This is a genomic window from Salipaludibacillus sp. HK11, assembly GCF_047795645.1.
Lineage (GTDB): Bacteria > Bacillota > Bacilli > Bacillales > Salisediminibacteriaceae > Salipaludibacillus.
On the sequence record NZ_CP181045.1, the window covers coordinates 4,663,573 to 4,681,282 of the forward strand.

Annotated in this window: 20 protein-coding genes and 1 pseudogene; 17 read left to right on the top strand and 4 right to left on the bottom strand. The window is 41.3% G+C overall.

Annotated elements, in window-relative coordinates; all coding sequences use genetic code 11:
* Window positions 1–10: 10 nt before the first annotated feature.
* From ACM26V_RS22035 to ACM26V_RS22045, 3 genes are all read left to right on the top strand, one after another.
* Entirely contained in the window at window positions 11–3,175 is a 3,165-nt protein-coding gene (locus ACM26V_RS22035; protein ID WP_416148917.1) for a type I restriction endonuclease subunit R, read from the top strand.
* A gap of 102 nt (window positions 3,176–3,277) precedes the next feature.
* On the top strand, window positions 3,278–3,559 hold the full coding sequence (locus ACM26V_RS22040) for a GIY-YIG nuclease family protein (RefSeq protein ID WP_416148918.1): 282 nt from the start codon (window positions 3,278–3,280) through the stop codon (window positions 3,557–3,559).
* 29 nt (window positions 3,560–3,588) lie between these two features.
* Complete coding sequence (locus ACM26V_RS22045) at window positions 3,589–3,849, top strand: hypothetical protein (RefSeq protein ID WP_416148919.1); 261 nt, start codon at window positions 3,589–3,591, stop codon at window positions 3,847–3,849.
* Window positions 3,850–4,114: 265 nt separating this feature from the next.
* Here the strand turns inward: ACM26V_RS22045 and ACM26V_RS22050 are convergent, their stop codons facing one another.
* From ACM26V_RS22050 to ACM26V_RS22065, 4 genes are all read right to left on the bottom strand, one after another.
* A complete protein-coding gene (locus ACM26V_RS22050; RefSeq protein WP_416151945.1) occupies window positions 4,115–4,186 on the bottom strand; it encodes a helix-turn-helix domain-containing protein in 72 nt (23 codons plus the stop codon).
* 121 nt (window positions 4,187–4,307) lie between these two features.
* Window positions 4,308–5,945, bottom strand: a complete 1,638-nt coding sequence (locus ACM26V_RS22055) for a DUF2326 domain-containing protein (protein ID WP_416148920.1) — start codon at window positions 5,943–5,945, stop codon at window positions 4,308–4,310.
* A gap of 14 nt (window positions 5,946–5,959) precedes the next feature.
* Entirely contained in the window at window positions 5,960–6,184 is a 225-nt protein-coding gene (locus ACM26V_RS22060) for an ABC-three component system middle component 7 (protein ID WP_416148922.1), read from the bottom strand.
* Window positions 6,168–7,337, bottom strand: coding sequence for an ABC-three component system protein (locus tag ACM26V_RS22065; RefSeq protein WP_416148923.1), 1,170 nt, complete (start codon window positions 7,335–7,337; stop codon window positions 6,168–6,170). The genes ACM26V_RS22060 and ACM26V_RS22065 overlap by 17 nt, the downstream gene beginning before the upstream one ends.
* 263 nt (window positions 7,338–7,600) lie before the next feature.
* Here ACM26V_RS22065 and ACM26V_RS22070 point away from each other — a divergent pair, with 263 nt between their 5' ends.
* The 14 genes and pseudogenes from ACM26V_RS22070 (at window position 7,601) to ACM26V_RS22135 (ending at window position 17,562) form a co-directional block, all read left to right on the top strand.
* Window positions 7,601–8,095, top strand: coding sequence for an RNA polymerase sigma factor (locus ACM26V_RS22070; protein ID WP_416148925.1), 495 nt, complete (start codon window positions 7,601–7,603; stop codon window positions 8,093–8,095).
* A gap of 78 nt (window positions 8,096–8,173) precedes the next feature.
* On the top strand, window positions 8,174–8,401 hold the full coding sequence (locus tag ACM26V_RS22075) for a hypothetical protein (protein ID WP_416148926.1): 228 nt from the start codon (window positions 8,174–8,176) through the stop codon (window positions 8,399–8,401).
* Complete coding sequence (locus tag ACM26V_RS22080) at window positions 8,376–8,693, top strand: rRNA biogenesis protein rrp5 (RefSeq protein WP_416148927.1); 318 nt, start codon at window positions 8,376–8,378, stop codon at window positions 8,691–8,693. Before ACM26V_RS22075 ends, ACM26V_RS22080 begins: the two co-directional genes overlap by 26 nt.
* A gap of 82 nt (window positions 8,694–8,775) precedes the next feature.
* Complete coding sequence (locus ACM26V_RS22085; RefSeq protein ID WP_416151946.1) at window positions 8,776–8,889, top strand: hypothetical protein; 114 nt, start codon at window positions 8,776–8,778, stop codon at window positions 8,887–8,889.
* A 26-nt stretch (window positions 8,890–8,915) separates the two neighbouring features.
* A pseudogene (locus ACM26V_RS22090) lies at window positions 8,916–9,143 on the top strand (DUF2800 domain-containing protein); the annotation flags it as partial.
* 2 nt (window positions 9,144–9,145) lie between these two features.
* Window positions 9,146–9,706 (top strand): DUF2815 family protein, encoded by a 561-nt coding sequence (locus ACM26V_RS22095; protein WP_416148928.1) that lies wholly within the window; start codon window positions 9,146–9,148, stop codon window positions 9,704–9,706.
* Window positions 9,703–11,676, top strand: a complete 1,974-nt coding sequence (locus ACM26V_RS22100) for a DNA polymerase (protein ID WP_416148929.1) — start codon at window positions 9,703–9,705, stop codon at window positions 11,674–11,676. The genes ACM26V_RS22095 and ACM26V_RS22100 overlap by 4 nt, the downstream gene beginning before the upstream one ends.
* 86 nt (window positions 11,677–11,762) lie before the next feature.
* On the top strand, window positions 11,763–12,560 hold the full coding sequence (locus ACM26V_RS22105; protein ID WP_416148930.1) for a phage antirepressor: 798 nt from the start codon (window positions 11,763–11,765) through the stop codon (window positions 12,558–12,560).
* Entirely contained in the window at window positions 12,557–14,806 is a 2,250-nt protein-coding gene (locus tag ACM26V_RS22110) for a phage/plasmid primase, P4 family (RefSeq protein WP_416148931.1), read from the top strand. The genes ACM26V_RS22105 and ACM26V_RS22110 overlap by 4 nt, the downstream gene beginning before the upstream one ends.
* 145 nt (window positions 14,807–14,951) lie before the next feature.
* The gene (locus ACM26V_RS22115; protein ID WP_416148932.1) at window positions 14,952–15,242 is read left to right on the top strand and encodes a VRR-NUC domain-containing protein; all 291 of its coding nucleotides are present in this window, start codon (window positions 14,952–14,954) and stop codon (window positions 15,240–15,242) included.
* Window positions 15,242–15,718, top strand: coding sequence for an HNH endonuclease (locus ACM26V_RS22120; RefSeq protein ID WP_416148933.1), 477 nt, complete (start codon window positions 15,242–15,244; stop codon window positions 15,716–15,718). The genes ACM26V_RS22115 and ACM26V_RS22120 overlap by 1 nt, the downstream gene beginning before the upstream one ends.
* Window positions 15,693–17,114, top strand: a complete 1,422-nt coding sequence (locus tag ACM26V_RS22125) for an SNF2-related protein (protein WP_416148934.1) — start codon at window positions 15,693–15,695, stop codon at window positions 17,112–17,114. The genes ACM26V_RS22120 and ACM26V_RS22125 overlap by 26 nt, the downstream gene beginning before the upstream one ends.
* Window positions 17,102–17,299 carry an HNH endonuclease gene (locus ACM26V_RS22130; protein ID WP_416151947.1) on the top strand — a complete coding sequence of 66 codons (198 nt, stop codon included), beginning with the start codon at window positions 17,102–17,104 and terminating at the stop codon, window positions 17,297–17,299. The genes ACM26V_RS22125 and ACM26V_RS22130 overlap by 13 nt, the downstream gene beginning before the upstream one ends.
* Window positions 17,300–17,385: 86 nt before the next feature.
* On the top strand, window positions 17,386–17,562 hold the full coding sequence (locus ACM26V_RS22135; RefSeq protein ID WP_416148935.1) for a ParB N-terminal domain-containing protein: 177 nt from the start codon (window positions 17,386–17,388) through the stop codon (window positions 17,560–17,562).
* Window positions 17,563–17,710: the final 148 nt, after the last annotated feature.

The window sequence follows — 17,710 nt, forward strand, 5'->3', positions numbered from 1 at the left end:
GGTGACTCTGTTGCATAAATTATCCCACCGATCTGAAGCTGAAATCGAAGCTTATTTGATCGAAGTCTTAGGCGAAGGACATAACCAATGGACCTTCCGATCAGACTTGAAATCAGAAGCTGATCTATGGAAGAACCTTCGTCAAAAGATTACGCAGAACAACTTATCAGAACTGGGTGATCAACCACTGACGGATAAAGAGTTTGATGCCTTGAAAACAGAATTACTCCTGCGCACCCAAACGCCCTTTGATGCGGCGAAGTGGTTGAAAGGTGAGAACGGGATTGCTCGTATCACGATTGAACGTGAGGACACGAATCTTGGTTCGGTCTCTTTAGTGCTCTATTCCAATCAGGATATCGGTGGCGGGATTTCAAGCTATGAAGTGGTCAACCAGATCGCGAAGAAAAGTGATCAAAGCGAAGGGCGGGATCGGCGTTTTGATGTGACCCTGCTGATAAATGGGTTACCGATTGTTCAAATCGAATTGAAGAAGGTTACGGCAAAAGATGGCGTGTATCAAGCCTTCCATCAAATAAAGAAGTATGCTGAAGAAGGGATGTTCAGAAACAACATCTTCTCGACCCTTCAGCTATTCGTCGTCTCCAATGAACAAACCACCCGCTATTTTGCAAATGCGATGCCGAAGAACATGCACAGTAAGTTCATGTTCAGCTGGCGCACCAAAGATAATAAGAAAGTAGAAAACCTCTATGAGTTTAGTAAACAGGCCTTAAATATTCCGGATGCTCACCGTTTGATCGCCAATTATACGATTGTCAGTGAGGATCAGGATAACAAAACGTTGATGGTGCTGCATCCCTATCAGATACATGCGATTGAAGCCCTGTTTACGGCAGCCAATAAACATCAATCCGGTTATGTCTGGCATGCTACAGGGTCAGGCAAAACATTAACGAGCTTTGTCTCCACGAAATTGTTGGCGAAAAAATCCGGTATTGACCGGACGATCATGCTGGTGGACCGTAAGGATTTGGATAACCAGACAACGAGTGAATTCACGAAGTTTGCATCCGAATTTAATACGGGCATCTCTTCAGGGAATACGCCTGCAAACAGTTTGGTTGTTGGTACTGGGAGCTCAAAAGAATTAAGTAAGACATTGTTGGCGGATGCGAATTCAAATGTCGTGATCGTCACGACACGCCAAAAACTTGATTCGGCATTGAAATATGCCAAAAAACAAGAGGAACAAAACGGAACCAACCGGTATCAAAAGCTGATGGGCCAGCATATCGTTTTCATTGTTGATGAATGCCACCGCGCTTTAAGTGCGGAAAATATGGAGGAGACCAAAGCGTTCTTCCCGAACTCAACGTGGTTTGGTTTTACCGGCACCCCGATTTTTGAAGTGAATAAGAAGCAAGCCAAAGGGCAACTGGCTCGGACAACGTATGATCAATACGGTGAAGTGTTGCATACGTACACCATTAAAAACGCGTTGGAAGACGGTTCTGTTTTGGGCTTTCAAGTGGAACATGATACGACGATCGAACCGACATATGTAGATAATAGGATTCATAAGAAATTGCGTAACAGTGAAAATGATGCTTCTTCTTCTCCTGAAATCATCAATCAAGAGATCGATCAGATGACAGGGATGGAGAAGGAAACGTATATCGAAAACAGCATATATGAGCAGGATGGACACATTGATAAAGTCATCAAGAAAATACTGCGTCCTGACAATGCTTATACAAAATTCGATTTCAAGAATGGGAAGCCGACAAAATCCGCAATCTTAACCACCAGTTCCATTGCAATGGCCAAGAAATATTACCATGCCATCAAAGCGATGACGCAAGATGAACATTGGATGGAACAAGTATTTCACGACCGTCCCATTCGAGAAGGCCGAACAATGACTGACCCCGATTTCCCGAGAATTGCGATCACGTATTCAATGGACGAGAACACAGAGAATGCGATCGATCAGCAAGAAGAAATGCAGAAGATCATCAATGATTATAATGACTATTACAAAACATCTTGGTCTTTAACAGACTTGGAGCGATACAATGGTGATATTAATAACCGACTGGCCAGGAAGCGGGCGGAGTTTCAGCAGATCGGACGACAAGTGGACTTGGTGATTGTGGTAGACCGGTTATTGACAGGTTTCGACGCCCCGACGATCCTGACCCTGTTTGTCGATCGGAACCTTGAATATGCCGGATTGATCCAGGCTTTTTCACGGACGAATCGTACCTACCCTGATAAAACAAAAGGCTTAATCGTCACATTCCGTAAGCCTTTTAAGATGGAAGAAAACGTGGCGAAAGCAACCAAACTGTATTCAGAAGTGAAAGAAGAATCGGGCTTAATTTATCCGACCTACGATACAGCCAAGAAACGCTTTAAAAAGGCACATAAAGCCTTTGTGAACATAATTGAACAAGAAGGGGATGTGAATGAGGAAACCCCTTTGGAAACACGGGTGGACTACGTCAAAGCCTTTCAGGAGTATAATAATTCTTATGAAGCTTTGGTAACCTATGACAACTACAATGACGATATGGATACTTCGAAAGCACTGCAGGAACAGGTAAATGTATTAAAAGAAGAAATCGGTGTATATGAGACAGTCAAGGGATCGCTGGTGAATGATGATGGAGGCGGTGAGCCGGGTGATGGTCCGGATTTTTCAGAATTAACCTTCTACAGCGATTCGACGACAAAACTGTATGATATTGATTCAAGCTATATCGATCAACTATTAGGCACCTACGAAGCGAATAACCCGGATGTACGTGAAGAAATCGAGAAGGCACTGCAGAAAATGAACAAGGCTGAAATCGTGAAAGAAGTGTATCGGAATATCTTGAATGCGATTGATGAGAAAGAAGTCGAAGAAGATGAGGATGTATTTGCAGTAAAAAGAAGCTTCTTTACCGAGAAGAAATATCAAAACGTCGAGGCATTCAGTGCATACTGGTGCGTTTCCAATAATGAACTCCATGCTTCTGCGACCCAATATACGATTGGGATGGATGCAATCCCGAATATGAAGAGCATCATTGAAAGTAAGGATTATGAAACCTTTAAAACACATCATCCGGATGTAAAGCCATTTTCGTACCCTCAGATGATGAAGCGGGAATGGAATAAGGTGTTGGATGAACAAATCGTACCGCTAGATGATGAGTTGAGGTAAGCGTTATTACTAAGCGGTGCGAATAGCATAATAGAAAAGGACGATCAAACATGGTTCAACGAGGAAAAAACATTAATCTGTTTCTGATTGACGGAAACCCGAATGGGCGTATACTTCCTCTTTGGGATGGATGAGGATAGCGGTGAAAGTGTGGTCTATATCGGCCAAGCTGGTGTCCGAAAAAATGGAGAGGGCATTATAAACCTTCTCAAAGAACACAAAAGGCATGTGGATAAAGATTACTGGACGGAAGCCATTTCATTCACGACATCAAATAATTCTTTCGGTCCAACTGAAGTCAGTTATTTGGAGAGCCGGTTCTGTGAGATGGCGAAGCAAGCGAATCGGTACGTGGTGAAGAGTGTGGCAATGAGCCGACGCTAGGGAATATCACCGAGGAAAAGCAGACCGAAATGGAAGAGTTCATTGATAACGCCCGAATCATCATGGGTGCAATGGGACACAAACTGTTCGAAGAATTATCCGCTCAAGAGACGGCAGAGGAGTCGAACCCGATTCTATTAAAGCGTCGAACCCGAAAAAGTGACACAGAAGTCGATGCAAAATGTGAACAAACTAATGAAGGGTTTGTCGTATTAAAGGGAAGTCGGATTGAAACCATTGATTCGGATAGCATTCCGCCAGGAGTAAAAGAGCTTAAGGTAAGACGTTAAAGTAGATTGATAGGGCAAGTTAAACGGAACATTATGTGCTATTTGATCAGACATACGTAGCTCTTTATTCAAACTTAGATTGGAAGAGATGAATAGTTCAGGATTATAAGCATAAAGGACATCGGTTATGTATCGAAGTGAGTGGATCAACACATACATAACCGATGTCCTTTATTGATTTGATGAGACGCTGGAGTGTTCTTAATAGCAAACCCCCCTTCGAAGCTATGAACTGGCCTTGAGGGTTGTTTTTTTTAAAAGCGTACTATTTGGTTTTCTTTTTTAGTTCTACAATATCAGAGAGATCACAATCGAGTGCTTTGCATATTCTAACCAAACATCGGTGTTAACATTTTCTCCTTTGCCTAGCTTTGCAATGGAGGTAGAGCTATGCCTAGTTAATTTCCTTAAGTCCTGCTTGTTCATTCCCCTATCTAAGCTATAACTTCCACAGTCTGTTATAGCTTAGATGCATCATTATTCTCCTCTAACTTCCAGTCCTCACCGTATAACTCTTGACCGTTTTTTCCTAATGTTAATCGGGTGTTATCATATGCAATTTTTGCTGTACTCGACTCATAAGAACTCGCTCTGTCGAAAGAGATAAAAATTTGCTTCTCAATGTCGTTATAAAGTTGCATAATGCCATCAACCGATTCATCTTCTATATTCTTAAAAATTAAAGAATCATGGGTTATTGCAGGAAGCATAGAAAGACGTAAGGTTGCAAGATCGAATAACACCAGACCTTTATAATTCGTACCTGTCCCATCATCATCTGGGGTAAAGAATGAATAGCTGTTGTAAGCTTTAAGCTTTAATAGAGGGGCTTTACGATTTTCATTAAGCATCCGGCTATTGAGCTCTTTCATTTCAGTATTAATTTCTGCTTCTATTTCCGACAAGATACTTTCTATGCTTTGCTCAAGTGCTTGTTTGGCTCGACGCTTCTTTTCATTCAGCTTATTTAGTTTAGTGTAGGCATCGTTTTGAGCTTCTAGCTCGTGAATTTTTCTAGAGAGTCTTGAGTACTCGTCTAGAAACTCAGGTGACAGTTGTGTTGGGATTCCGAGTTCACTCATTTGTATTTCCATTCCATTAACGATCACTTTCAATTCTTGGTTCTCAGATTCAAGCGATTCACGTTCCTGGGCAAACTCGTCATTAAGAATAATAGCCAGTTTTTGATGAAAGCCTTCAACTTCATGAATTCGGCGAAGATTCACATTAGGGAAATACGTCATCAGTGATTTGAAGTCGGCCTCCGTAGGGTATAGGCCGGTTTCCAAATTGATCTCCAGTAACGAAATTTTGCTCTTATTTTGCTGGATCTTTTTATTCAATCGATACACTTCATTTTTTAGATCTAATCTTTGATTCTCTCGCTTAATTTGCTCTTCAGAAAAATCATTATTTGATTCTTGAGACAGTTGCTCCCGTGTCTGTTTTAAACTTTCGATTTTTGCTACACTTGTATCGTACTTGGTTTTCCCGTCAACAAGTGAGGGTATAAATTGATACTTTCTTGCATTGCGGAAAGTTTGTTGTAGCTCAGTTTGAATATTCAAATTCTGTTTATACGGCTCAGTAAATTTAAATCTATCGAATAACTTAATGGTTGTATCAATCGCCTTTTCCATTCCTTCTTGATGTCGAATCTTAAGTGGTTGTTTCTCATCGTAATTTTGTTTTCCATAGATGCGGAAGAAACGACCTACAGTATTTCTGAATTTCAGATCACGAAAATCTAGGCCATATTTCCCTTTTAACCAGCTAACAAACTCATCAAGAGAGTAATTTTCATCGGTAACCTTATAATCCTTGTCACAAATATGTATGGTTTCAGGATATTTTGTATTCCTTGCAAAATAATAGCTTGTTCCTTCAAATTCAAAGCAGAAGTAGAGCGTATGGTGTCCCACCTGTTTAACGGCATCTGTTTTAATGTAAGTGCTCCCACCAAAAATAAAATCAATAGCCAATAATGCCGAGGACTTTCCAATTGAATTCTCACCATTTTCTCCACCTAATACAACATTCAAGCCAGGTTTAAAGGTTATAGGAGGTCTTATTTTCCCTTTATCTTTAAATGCCATTGATTTCAATTCGATTAGCATAAGAATATCGCCTCCATGTCTTCTGTCATTTCAATCATCTGCATTGCATATAAGCAGTCCAGTGCAGATAAAAAGTCGGTAGGATCCTCTAGGATAGGATTCAACTGCCAAAATAGGCCTTTAACTGTAATAGGCCCGTTTTGTAATCTATTAAGCACTTCTGGCAATAAGGCTAGAGTGCTATTTTTGTATGAATAAAGTTTATTTGGAAATTGCATCGAACACCTCACAGTTCTGGACAAAATAAGTCACAATAATTTGGCAAATTATATTTTCATGTCTGGTGGAGGTCTGTATTTTGTTCGTTATTCGTTCAAATATCTCTATTTGCGACAAATTCTTCTTTTTTAGTTTCCGATAAAGGCCCCTCATTTGCTCTTGAAGTTCTTCATAATCAAGATCCCCTCTTTTATCATAATTTTTTAGGATCTCCCTGACCGTTAGATAGTAGCTGGTGACAAGGTTTCTGTTAAGCATATAAAGAGCAGGTTCTTTTTCTGGGTCAATCTTATCTTCAATTTTCTCTGAATTAAATTCTGCTTCCTCTAATTCTTTTATGTTTAGGTTTTTTATCTTCTCGAGCGCAGCATGTAAATTTTGTTCTATTTTTATATCACCAACAGCTAAATCACCTAAAGTTGCTGTGCTTAACACATTTTTTATATTTATTAATCTTTTCATGAGCTTACTATCGTTATCTAGCAAATAAGTAGCATGACAATCAGGACAAGCAGCAAGCAAGTTTGATATATCGTTATTTTTATTTTTATCAATCAGCACAACTTCATAGACCCATTGAGTTTGCCCCTTACTTTCTTTGTAGAGGGGCTTTGCGCATCCTGGAAAAGAACAATAGCTTTGAGATTCTCTTAGCAGGGATTCGCCATAGTTGTTTTTTAGTTTGACCGATTCTTCCAGTGCTGCATTTTTATCTATCCTACCTTGAGGTACTAAGCCGGCACGGTCACGTATATTTTCGCAAACGTGGCCACCTATTTTCTCAGGATAGTTATTGATATGAATAGAAGAATCAAATTTATTAATATCCTCCACCAAACCATCAGTAGCCTGACTTGGAAGATTATGCAGTCGATCTTCGAGGTTGTATGTATCGAGCTTATAAACGATTGACCGAGCAAATTTGTTAGAAAGCCCCCTGGAAGCATAACTCTTTAAAGTGTTATCTTTGCACTTCCCGGATGGATCTTTTGGAGTATCCCAATCACTCTCAGGAACATCTGTAATCATTTGAATAAATTCACGAAAAAAAGATGGTACACCATGCCCATCGGACAGGTATTTTCTAAGCACAGTAAATATTTCATTAAACTGCATGGCCTGCTCCTTTTCCCAAGATGCATCTCGATGCATCTCAATGCGTCAAACTGTCAACGATTTGAAAACCCCATTTAGTATCCTGTGTACAGGGACTTAGCATCTTAATATCTACAAAAAATTATATCACATATATTTGCAATCTTTGCACAAATTTTGAGTTTGTAAACATACTAGGCGTTTTTTCAAACTGAATGACATGTATAGAGCAGCCGAAAGACTCTCGTTTTTATAAAAAAAACGGTGAGTTTTTCGGCTGATTATCATGCCCTTTTCTCTCCGGAGAGAGGGGCAAAAACATGTCAAGAGCGTACAAAACAAGCAAAAAGAGGAGAACCAATTACATTTATTACACGACTGAAGGAACAAAGATCGTTATTACTCCAGGAGAGGATAGCGTTACTGCATCTGATATCGAGATTTTACATTCAATGGATGATTTCGAAGTGGACGAGCAGCGCCGCTATGATTACCGAGTTACAACCCATCTTGATGCTTATCATGATGGTGAAAGTGCAGCTGCAAATGACCGTAACAAGTATCTTGCTGATGATAGAGCTAATCTTGAAGAACTTTATATAGAAGCAGAAGAGGAAGCAGAACACCTAGATTTGTTGGACAAGCTTACAAAGGCTATGGAGTGCCTATTGCCACAACAAAAAGTGCTTTTTAAAAAAGTATATTTGGACAAGCGTTCCAATACTGATATCGCTGCCGAAGAAGGTGTGTCCGAGGCAGCGATTCGTAAACGTTTGAGAAAGATGTATGCACGGCTCAGAAAAAATATTTCCTGAGATGGGGGTTCGAAAGAGCCCACTTTTTCGCTTATTGGTGAGGGGGCAGATAAATCGCCCCAGGAAAGGAGACGAAAAATGAGCCTTAAACACAAAGTCATAATCAATGTGGAAAAACCTGGTGGCGGCAGGAGCTCTGTAATTCAAAGCAGCAAAAAAACAATCCGAAGTAAACTGCTCGATTGGTTACTCGGTAAAAAAGTAAGCCTGCTTGTAATTACGCACGGTGACTCAGTCGAGACGGTAGAAATCAGGGAACTCAAGGAAGGAGGTGTGAGCCATGAGCAAAACCAAACTTCTTCTTGATGTAGTCACTGATCTTCATTCATTAGCAGACAGCCTTCAAGCTGTTGCGGATGCCTTAGCAAATAACGACCCTGTTGAAAAACCAAAGTCAGAAAAATCCGAGCCTGAAAATCCGCCAGAGAAAAAGCAGGTTACTTTGGAAGAGGTAAGGGCTGTACTTGTGGAAAAGAGTCATGACGGATTTACAGCTGAAGTGAGAGCTTTACTACAAAAGTATGGTGCATCTAAACTCAGCGAGATTGATCCATCGAATTACTCTTCCCTGCTCTCTGATGCGGAGGGATTAAAATGAGCAATCATGCGCAAGCAAAAATGAAACTGGCGGTATATGAGTTCGCTCTACCCCACTACTGTCAGATGAAGAAATCTCAGAAATTCTATCATCAGTCGGGGATCTCACCAGCTGGGCAAATGAAATCATGGCTTATGCAACAGATGCAGCAGTCAATCGTGGAAAAAAAAGTGGCCCGGATTTAAGGTCGTTGTAAGTCGTTCCAACCGCAAATATACAGATGAAAAAGAAGTAGCTGAAACCGCGGAGAATGCAGGCTATCACGACATTTATAAGCAAAGTCTCATCACGATTACCCAGATGGAAAAATTACTCGAAAAAAAACGTTTTAAAGAAGTTCTAGGTGGTCTGGTCAAGAAGCCACCGGGAAAACAGACACTCGTACCTGTCTCAGACAAGCGTCCTGAAATAACAGCTGGGACAGCAAAAAATGATTTTATGGAGGAATAATTATGTCATACAAAGTAAACAGAACGAATCCTACGAAAGTGATCACTGGAGTTGTAAGACTCTCTTATGCCAATGTTTGGGAACCGAAATCAATTAATGGCGGAGCTGAAAAGTTTAGTACGAGTTTGATTATCGCAAAAAGTGATACGAAAACGCTCAATGCTATTGATGAGGCGGTAAATGCCGCAATTGAAGAAGGGAAAGGGAAATTTGGCGGTAAGATTCCTAACAAAGCAGCCCTAAAGCTCCCTCTACGCGATGGAGACATCGATCGCCCTGATGATGAAGCTTATGCAAATTGTTATTTCGTCAATGCAAATAGCAATACACCGCCGCAAGTCGTAGACAAAGATGTTAATCCGATTCTTGAACGTTCGGAAATCTACTCAGGTGTGTACGCAAGAGTGAGTATCAACTTCTATGCTTTTAATACTAATGGGAATAAGGGTGTAGCTTGTGGACTTGGAAATATTCAAAAGATCCGAGACGGTGAGCCTCTAGGCGGTAGAAGAAATGCAGCTGAAGACTTCACCACCGATGTGGATGATGACTTTTTATCATGAAGTCGTTAAATATAGATCTTGAAACCTTCAGTGATGTGGGCCTCGCTAAAAGCGGGGTCTATCGTTATGCAGAAGCACCGGATTTTGAGGTTTTACTTTTGGGCTACAGTGTTGATAGCGGACTGGTGAAGGTTGTTGACTTGGCAAATGGTGAAGAAATTCCTCAAGAAGTAACAGATGCAATTTTGGATGACAAGGTAACAAAATGGGCCTTTAATGCCCAGTTTGAAAGAATATGTCTATCCCGCTGGTTTTCAAGAAAAGGGGTAGTGCTGGATCAGAATAATTCTGATAGTTTATTTCTCAACCCGTCATCCTGGCGCTGTACGATGGTGTGGTCTGCCTATCTAGGCCTTCCTCTTTCCCTGGAGGGAGCAGCAATTGTAACAGGTGCAGATAAGAAAAAACTGAGGGAAGGAAAAGAACTCATACGGTATTTTTGTCAGCCCTGCAAGTCAACGAAAACCAATGGTGGCCGCACACGAAATCTACCAAAACATGATCCAGATAAGTGGGATCGATTCAAAGCATATAACCTTCGAGATGTAGAAACAGAACTTTCCATTCATTCAAAGCTTCAGAAGTTTCCTATGCCAGAAGATGAGTGGAAAAACTATATCCTTGATCAGCATATCAACGATCGAGGTATTCAGCTAGATCTGAAATTAGTGCGTCAGGCTATACGATGCGACGACAAAGTCAGAGATAAATTGATGAGCCGCTTGAAAGAAATCACGAAGCTTGATAATCCAAATTCAGTGGCTCAGATAAAAACCTGGCTTTTGGAGAATGGGGTGGAAACGGAAAGTCTTGATAAGGCTTCTGTTAAAGAGCTATTAAAGGATGCACCTGATCATCTAAGTGAGGTATTAGAGCTGCGGCAGTTACTTGCTAAGTCCAGTGTAAAGAAATACACCGCAATGGAAAGTGCCGTCTGTTCTGATGGAAGAGCTCGTGGGCTACTGCAGTTTTACGGTGCCAATCGAACCGGGAGATTTGCAGGGAGGCTTATTCAAGTTCAAAACCTCCCACAGAACCATTTGCCGGATCTGGAACAGTCGCGAAAATTAGTAAGAGGTGGTCTCTTTGACGCGTTGGAACTTTTGTACGACTCTGTTCCGGGTGTCTTATCAGAATTAATCCGTACTGCCTTTGTTCCAAAAGAAGGCCACAAGTTCATCGTTGCTGACTTTAGTGCCATCGAGGCACGAGTCATTGCATGGCTTGCAGGAGAGACATGGCGAAATGAAGTATTTGCTACCCATGGAAAAATATATGAAGCATCTGCTTCTCAGATGTTTAGGGTTCCTTTAGAAGAAGTCACAAAAGGAAGTCCGCTAAGGCAAAAAGGTAAAATTGCGGAACTGGCTCTTGGCTACGGTGGATCGGTAGGTGCTTTAAAAGCAATGGGCGCCCTGGAAATGGGACTTACAGAAGAAGAACTAAAACCGCTGGTAAACGCTTGGCGAAATGCCAACTCCAATATTGTCAGCCTGTGGTGGGATATCGATGGATCTGTGAAAGACACTGTTAAAGAACGAAGTAAAACACAAACTCATCGCATCCGCTTTGAGTATCGTAGTGGAATGCTTTTGATATGGATTCCATCTGGGAGACAGCTTTCCTACGTAAAACCAAGAATGGGCATAAATCGTTTTGGTAGTGAATCGGTGACCTATGAAGGCGTAGGAGCAACAAAAAAATGGGAGCGTATTGATAGCTATGGTCCGAAATTTGTCGAGAACATTGTCCAAGCCATCTCAAGAGATCTTCTTTGTTATGCGATGAAAAATTTAGATAAAGCAGGCTATAGGATTGTGATGCATGTCCACGATGAGGCGGTTTTGGAAGTTCCGCTAGAAGCATCTGTTCAAGATGTTTGTGATCTTATGAGCCAAACACCAACTTGGGCGCCGGGGCTAAAACTACGTGCTGACGGCTTCGAGTGCAATTTTTATAAAAAAGATTAACTGGAGGGGGTTCGAGACCTCCTCTTTTTCCGCTTATAGCTGAGGGCAGAAATTAGCGCCTAAATACTATACGTGGGAGGTTCAATATGAACGATTTAAAGGTTTTTAATTACGAAGGCAGTGCAGTCAGAACTGTAGTGAAAAATGGAAGTCCATGGTGGGTGCTTAAAGATGTGTGTGATGTATTAGAAGTCGGAAACAGCCGCGATGTTATGGCTCGTTTGGAAAGTGATGAAAAGGGAGTCGATATTATCGACACCCCTGGTGGAAAACAAGAAGTAGCTATTATCAATGAAAGTGGTCTTTATAGTGTCATATTGGTTTCTCGAAAACCAGAAGCCAAAAAGTTCAAGCGTTGGGTAACCCACGAGGTTCTCCCTTCTATTCGAAAGCATGGACTATATGCTGCGGATGAATTGTTAGCAAATCCTGATCTTTGGATCAAGGCATTGCAGGAGCTTAAGGCAGCGAGAGCAAAAAACACCGAGCTTACGACCGCCATTAGCATTCAAGAACAACAGATTGCAGAAATGAAACCAAAAGCCAGTTATTACGATGTGGTCCTTAATTGCAATGATGCGGTATCCATCACAACAATCGCCAAGGATTATGGAAAGTCTGGTCGCTGGTTTAATGAATACCTGCACGATTTAGGTGTTCAGTTCCGTCAGAGTAAAATCTGGCTCTTGTATCAAAAGCATGCAAAGCATGGATACACTGCAACCAAAACCCATACGTATCCCGGAAAAAACGGAAACACCCACTCCAAGGTTCACACTTACTGGACGCAAAAAGGACGCCTGTTTATTTATGAGCTATTGAAAGACCATGGCATGCTACCGCTAATTGAACAAGAATCTGACAATGAGGAGATTATGGAATGATTCCATTTACTTTATATACAGCAGATTGCACAGGGAATCTTTCAAACTGTATTTATCCTCATAAAGCCATCATTGGGCACGAGGACTCTTTTCTAAGAGCGATCAAGTTTGATCATGTTGCAGCAGAATTTAAAGACAACTACCGCAGCAATGCCAATTTTATAAAAGCAGACAATGTGGTTCTTGATTGTGATAATGACCACTCGGATGATCCACAGGATTGGGTTACGTCAGAAGATGTTGCAAAGACATTCTCAGATGTCTCATTTGTGGTTTCATACAGCCGGAATCATATGAAACAAAAAAGAAATAAATCTGCACGCCCAAGGTTTCATGTCTATTTCATGCTTCCAGAAACAACCGACCAGGATGAATACGCCATGTTAAAGCAACAGATTGCCTCGGCGTTTCCTTACTTTGATACCAATGCACTTGATAGTGCAAGACTAATTTTTGGGACCGATCATGCGGACGTAGAATTTTATGATGGGAATAAAGACATCTTTGATTTTTTAGAGGATGCCGCTTTTATGGACTGGGACAACGAACAAGAAGAAGTGCCGGAGGGAAAGCGAAACAGCGCCATGTCTCATTTTGCAGGGAAAATTAGTAAGCGTTATGGGAATACCGATGAGGCATACACCTTGTTCTTAAAACAGGCAAAAAGATGCAATCCTCCTCTTGAAGAAGGCGAACTAAACCTGATATGGAACAGCGCTGCTAATTTTGGGAAGCGTGTGGCATCACAAGAAGGATATATCCCTCCGGAAGTTTATAACTCAGATACATTATTGATGCCTGAGGATTTCTCAGATGTCGGACAGGCAGTGGTACTTGCAAGAGAGTATGCAGGCATACTTCGATACTCTCCGGCCACTGATTATATCGTGTACAGCGGGAGTGTTTGGGAGGAATCGAAGTCAAAGTCACAGGCAGTTGCTCAGGAGCTTACCACTAGACAGCTGGAAGAAGCGGAGAAGGAAATTAAAAAAGCGATGGCTGAAATGGTTAAAAATGGTGCAGTAGAAATCCTCGCGTCAATGGGGTCAAAGAAAGCCGTCAACCATTTTAATAAACAGCAATCCCATGCTTTTAATCGATACGAGGATGCTTATGCATACAAAAAATATGCTATCAAACGCAGGGATTCAAAATACATTACATCCGTTTTAAAAGAGGCTCGACCAATGCTTGAGATTGAACAAAAGATGCTGGATGCGGATGAATTTCTGCTGAATACAACCTCCGCCACCTATGATTTACGCGAAGGCATGAAAACAAATTTAGCACATGATTCTTCTCATTTTATTACAAAGCAGACAGCAGTAGACCCCAGTGATGTAGGTGCAGATAAGTGGGAGGATGTATTAAATACGTTTTTCTTAAACGACGCAGAGCTTATTAATTATGTACAAAAAATCGTGGGGCTTTCTTCTATTGGCAAAGTTTATGTAGAGGCTTTAATCATCGCCTATGGTGAAGGCCGTAATGGTAAATCGACCTTTTGGAATGTGGTGTCAAGGATACTCGGCTCGTATAGCGGGAATCTCTCTGCAGATATGCTGACGGTGGGTTGCAGAAGAAATGTTAAACCGGAGCTTGCTGAAGCAAAGGGAAAAAGGATGTTGATTGCCGCAGAGATGGAAGAAGGGATGCGTCTTAATACCTCCAATGTCAAACAACTCTGCTCTACGGATGAAATTTATGCAGAAAAGAAATATAAAGATCCTTTCAGCTATACCCCCAGCCATACGTTGGTGCTCTATACCAATCACCTTCCCAAGGTCGGGGCGATCGACAAAGGCACATGGCGACGGTTGATTGTGATTCCCTTTGCAGCGAAGATTGAAGGCAATCAAGATATTAAGAATTATGCAGATTATCTATTCGAGCATTCTGCTGGTGCGATACTCGCTTGGATTATTGAAGGGGCCAAAAAAGTAATCAAAGATGAATACAAAATAGAACCTCCACAGAAAGTGAAAGATGCGATACAGGAATATAAAGAAAACAATGACTGGCTCTCACACTTTCTCATAGAGTGTTGTGAGCTGGATATTACATTTACAGCAAAGTCCGGTGAAGTGTACAAAGAATACCGTGCATTCTGCACTCGGACAGGCGAGTATATTCGTAGCACAACCGACTTTTATATTGCACTTGATGCATCAGGATTTGAAAGGCATAAAAGGAGGGCAGGCATTATTGTAAGGGGTTTAAGGCTGAAGTCAGAGTTTCTAGAATAAGCCATTTTCCATAAATGTGCAGGGCTAAGTAGGTCATATTATAAACTTTCCTATAGGACTAAAAAAAAGCCTATATATAAAGTTATATAGATACTATTCACTGCCCTGCACACTACCCTATCACTGACGCTAAGGAGGCAGAGAAATGCTTGAAAAAGATATAGAGCGAAAGCTTATCTTAGAAGTGAAAAAGATGGGGGGACTGGCACTTAAATTCGTATCCCCTGGATTTGATGGGATGCCAGACCGGCTTGTTCTTCTACCCAATGGCAAGCAGGCATTTGTTGAATGTAAAGCGCCTGGTAAAACATTAAGACCTCTGCAAGAAAAGCGAAAAAGTCAGTTAGAGTCACTTGGATCTTTGGTTTTCTGCTTGGATGGAGCGGAACAGATACAACCATTGCTATCGGAGGTTATGAGAGGAAGTGAATCATAGTGGTAAAAACACACATCTACACCTGCGATTACTGTGGTGAACAGTTTTATCGCCGTGATAGACATGGCACTCGTAATAAACACTTTTTCTGCAATCGTGAATGCGCTGCCGCTTATAAAACAAGGAAACTGTTGGTGGTCTGTTGTTGGTGTGACAAGAAGTTCTCCAAAAAAGCCTCTAACATTAAACGAACTGAGTGCAACTTTTGCTGCCATAAATGTTGTGTAGATTATTCGAGAGGTACAGGCAAAAATACTCGTAATGCCAAACGCAATGGAATTTACATCCATCGTTTGCTGGCAGAAAAGTATTTGAGGAGTGAGCTGTTACCGGATGAAGAGGTTCATCATGTTGACCTTAATCCTCTTAATAACCGTCCAGAGAACCTTGTTGTTTTGAAGAAAGGAGAGCACTCAGCATTACATTCAAGTATGAAAGTGAGGGATAAGAATGGACGATTTACTAAAACGTTCTGATCTGCATCAATACCAGATTTATAGCGCTAAATATATCGTTGAACATCCAACGGCAGCCATATTCTTATCTTGTGGACTTGGTAAAACAGTAATTGCTTTAACAGCCATACAAGAATTACTGTACGACTGCTTTGAAATACGTAAAGTGTTAGTGATCTGCCCTCTTAGGGTTGGATTAAATGTCTGGCGACAGGAATGCGATAGGTGGGAACATCTTAGCGGACTAAAGTGTGAAATTGCCATCGGAACAGTGTCTGAGCGAATAAAAGCACTAAAAAGGAAAGCTAATATTTACATCATTAATCGTGAAAATGTGGAATGGCTGGTTACCAGAAGTGGTATTCTCTTTGATTATGACATGGTAGTAATCGATGAGCTGTCCTCCTTTAAATCCCACCAAGCAAAACGCTTTAAGAGTCTAATTAAAGTTAGACCTCAAGTTAAACGGTTTGTTGGTCTTACCGGTACACCATCATCAAATGGCCTAATGGATCTTTGGGCAGAGTATCGACTTTTGGATATGGGAGAGCGGCTTGGACGTTTCATTGGCAGATACCGAGACGAGTACTTTGTACCAGACAAACGAAACCAACAGGTGATATATTCCTACAAGCCAAAGCCAGGAGCAGAAGATGCCATCTACCAGCAGATTGCTGATATCACCATCAGCATGAAAAGTTCTGATTATCTCAAACTACCAGATTTGGTTATGAACAAAGTAGCAGTCAGGCTTTCTGATAAAGAAATGGAAACCCTCGATAGTATGAAGCGGGATTTGATCACAACGGTTAAAGGTGAAGAGATCACTGCGGCCAATGCGGCAACATTATCTAACAAACTTCTGCAGATGGCAAATGGTGCAGTCTACGATGATCATGGTGCGGTAATGCCTATACACGACCGTAAGCTGGATGCGTTAGAGGATACCATCGAGGGAGCTAATGGAAAGCCGGTCTTGATCGCCTACTGGTTTAAGCACGATCTGGCTCGGATACAAAAACGTTTTAAAGTTGAAGTATTATCCAGTACTGATTCCATAAAGAGATGGAACATGGGGGATATTCCAGTTGCGGTCATTCATCCTGCATCAGCAGGACATGGTCTGAATTTACAGTCTGGGGGTTCAACACTTGTCTGGTTTGGACTTACTTGGAGCCTTGAACTCTACCAACAAACGAATGCCAGACTGTGGCGCCAGGGACAGAAACAAACAGTCGTCATTCACCACATTATCACCAAAGACACGATTGATGAACGAGTCATGAAAGCATTAGAAGATAAAGATACGAGCCAAGCGGCTCTCATTGAAGCAGTAACGCTTTTTTCAAAAGCAAACATGGGCTTTGCGAACGGTGTCCATTTGCCGGAACCATTGTCCATCACATCACCTACCTAACGCCAGAGAACATAGGGGACAGGGAGATCGCTCTTGGCTTTAACAATTTAGAATTGCTTTGTCTTAACTGTCATAATAAAAAAACTTTCAAAGCGGCGCAACCAGATCGGATATTGCTTTCGATACTGATGGAAGCATTATCTATAACCCCCCTCTCTTTTAAATCGGGTGCCGCCAAATGGTGACCGGCGGGGGAGCCCGAATTTTTCTGCGTGGATATATCATGTATTTTTTGGAAGCTATAAAAAGGTGGATTTAGATGAAAAAACAAATGCGGAGATACGAAAACGTAAAAATAGATAAACTGGTACCTTATGCGAGAAACGCTAGAACGCATACGGAAACGCAAATCAAAAAGATACAATCGAGCATGAGAGAGTTTGGGTTTATCAATCCAATCCTTATCGATGGCGACCATAACATTATCGCCGGGCATGCACGATGCTGATAAGGACGGTAGGGTAGGTGAGTAAGCGCCTAGAACTTTGAGGCAAAATAATAAATGAACAAAAGAATAACAATTTGCGAATGGGTGTCTGTACAGGAACAACTGAAGTTAATGGTCATATCAGCTAAATTTGTATGGTGAAAATAAA

Excerpts from the sequence above, each read along its gene's own strand:
- ACM26V_RS22040 (WP_416148918.1), top strand. The coding sequence starts at position 3,278 with ATGGGCGTATACTTCCTCTTTGGGATGGATGAGGATAGCGGTGAAAGT.
- ACM26V_RS22045 (WP_416148919.1), top strand. The coding sequence starts at position 3,589 with ATGGAAGAGTTCATTGATAACGCCCGAATCATCATGGGTGCAATGGGA.
- ACM26V_RS22055 (WP_416148920.1), bottom strand. The coding sequence starts at position 5,945 with ATGGCATTTAAAGATAAAGGGAAAATAAGACCTCCTATAACCTTTAAA.
- ACM26V_RS22060 (WP_416148922.1), bottom strand. The coding sequence starts at position 6,184 with ATGCAATTTCCAAATAAACTTTATTCATACAAAAATAGCACTCTAGCC.
- ACM26V_RS22065 (WP_416148923.1), bottom strand. The coding sequence starts at position 7,337 with ATGCATCGAGATGCATCTTGGGAAAAGGAGCAGGCCATGCAGTTTAAT.
- ACM26V_RS22070 (WP_416148925.1), top strand. The coding sequence starts at position 7,601 with ATGTCAAGAGCGTACAAAACAAGCAAAAAGAGGAGAACCAATTACATT.
- ACM26V_RS22075 (WP_416148926.1), top strand. The coding sequence starts at position 8,174 with ATGAGCCTTAAACACAAAGTCATAATCAATGTGGAAAAACCTGGTGGC.
- ACM26V_RS22080 (WP_416148927.1), top strand. The coding sequence starts at position 8,376 with ATGAGCAAAACCAAACTTCTTCTTGATGTAGTCACTGATCTTCATTCA.
- ACM26V_RS22095 (WP_416148928.1), top strand. The coding sequence starts at position 9,146 with ATGTCATACAAAGTAAACAGAACGAATCCTACGAAAGTGATCACTGGA.
- ACM26V_RS22100 (WP_416148929.1), top strand. The coding sequence starts at position 9,703 with ATGAAGTCGTTAAATATAGATCTTGAAACCTTCAGTGATGTGGGCCTC.
- ACM26V_RS22105 (WP_416148930.1), top strand. The coding sequence starts at position 11,763 with ATGAACGATTTAAAGGTTTTTAATTACGAAGGCAGTGCAGTCAGAACT.
- ACM26V_RS22110 (WP_416148931.1), top strand. The coding sequence starts at position 12,557 with ATGATTCCATTTACTTTATATACAGCAGATTGCACAGGGAATCTTTCA.
- ACM26V_RS22115 (WP_416148932.1), top strand. The coding sequence starts at position 14,952 with ATGCTTGAAAAAGATATAGAGCGAAAGCTTATCTTAGAAGTGAAAAAG.
- ACM26V_RS22125 (WP_416148934.1), top strand. The coding sequence starts at position 15,693 with ATGGACGATTTACTAAAACGTTCTGATCTGCATCAATACCAGATTTAT.
- ACM26V_RS22135 (WP_416148935.1), top strand. The coding sequence starts at position 17,386 with ATGCGGAGATACGAAAACGTAAAAATAGATAAACTGGTACCTTATGCG.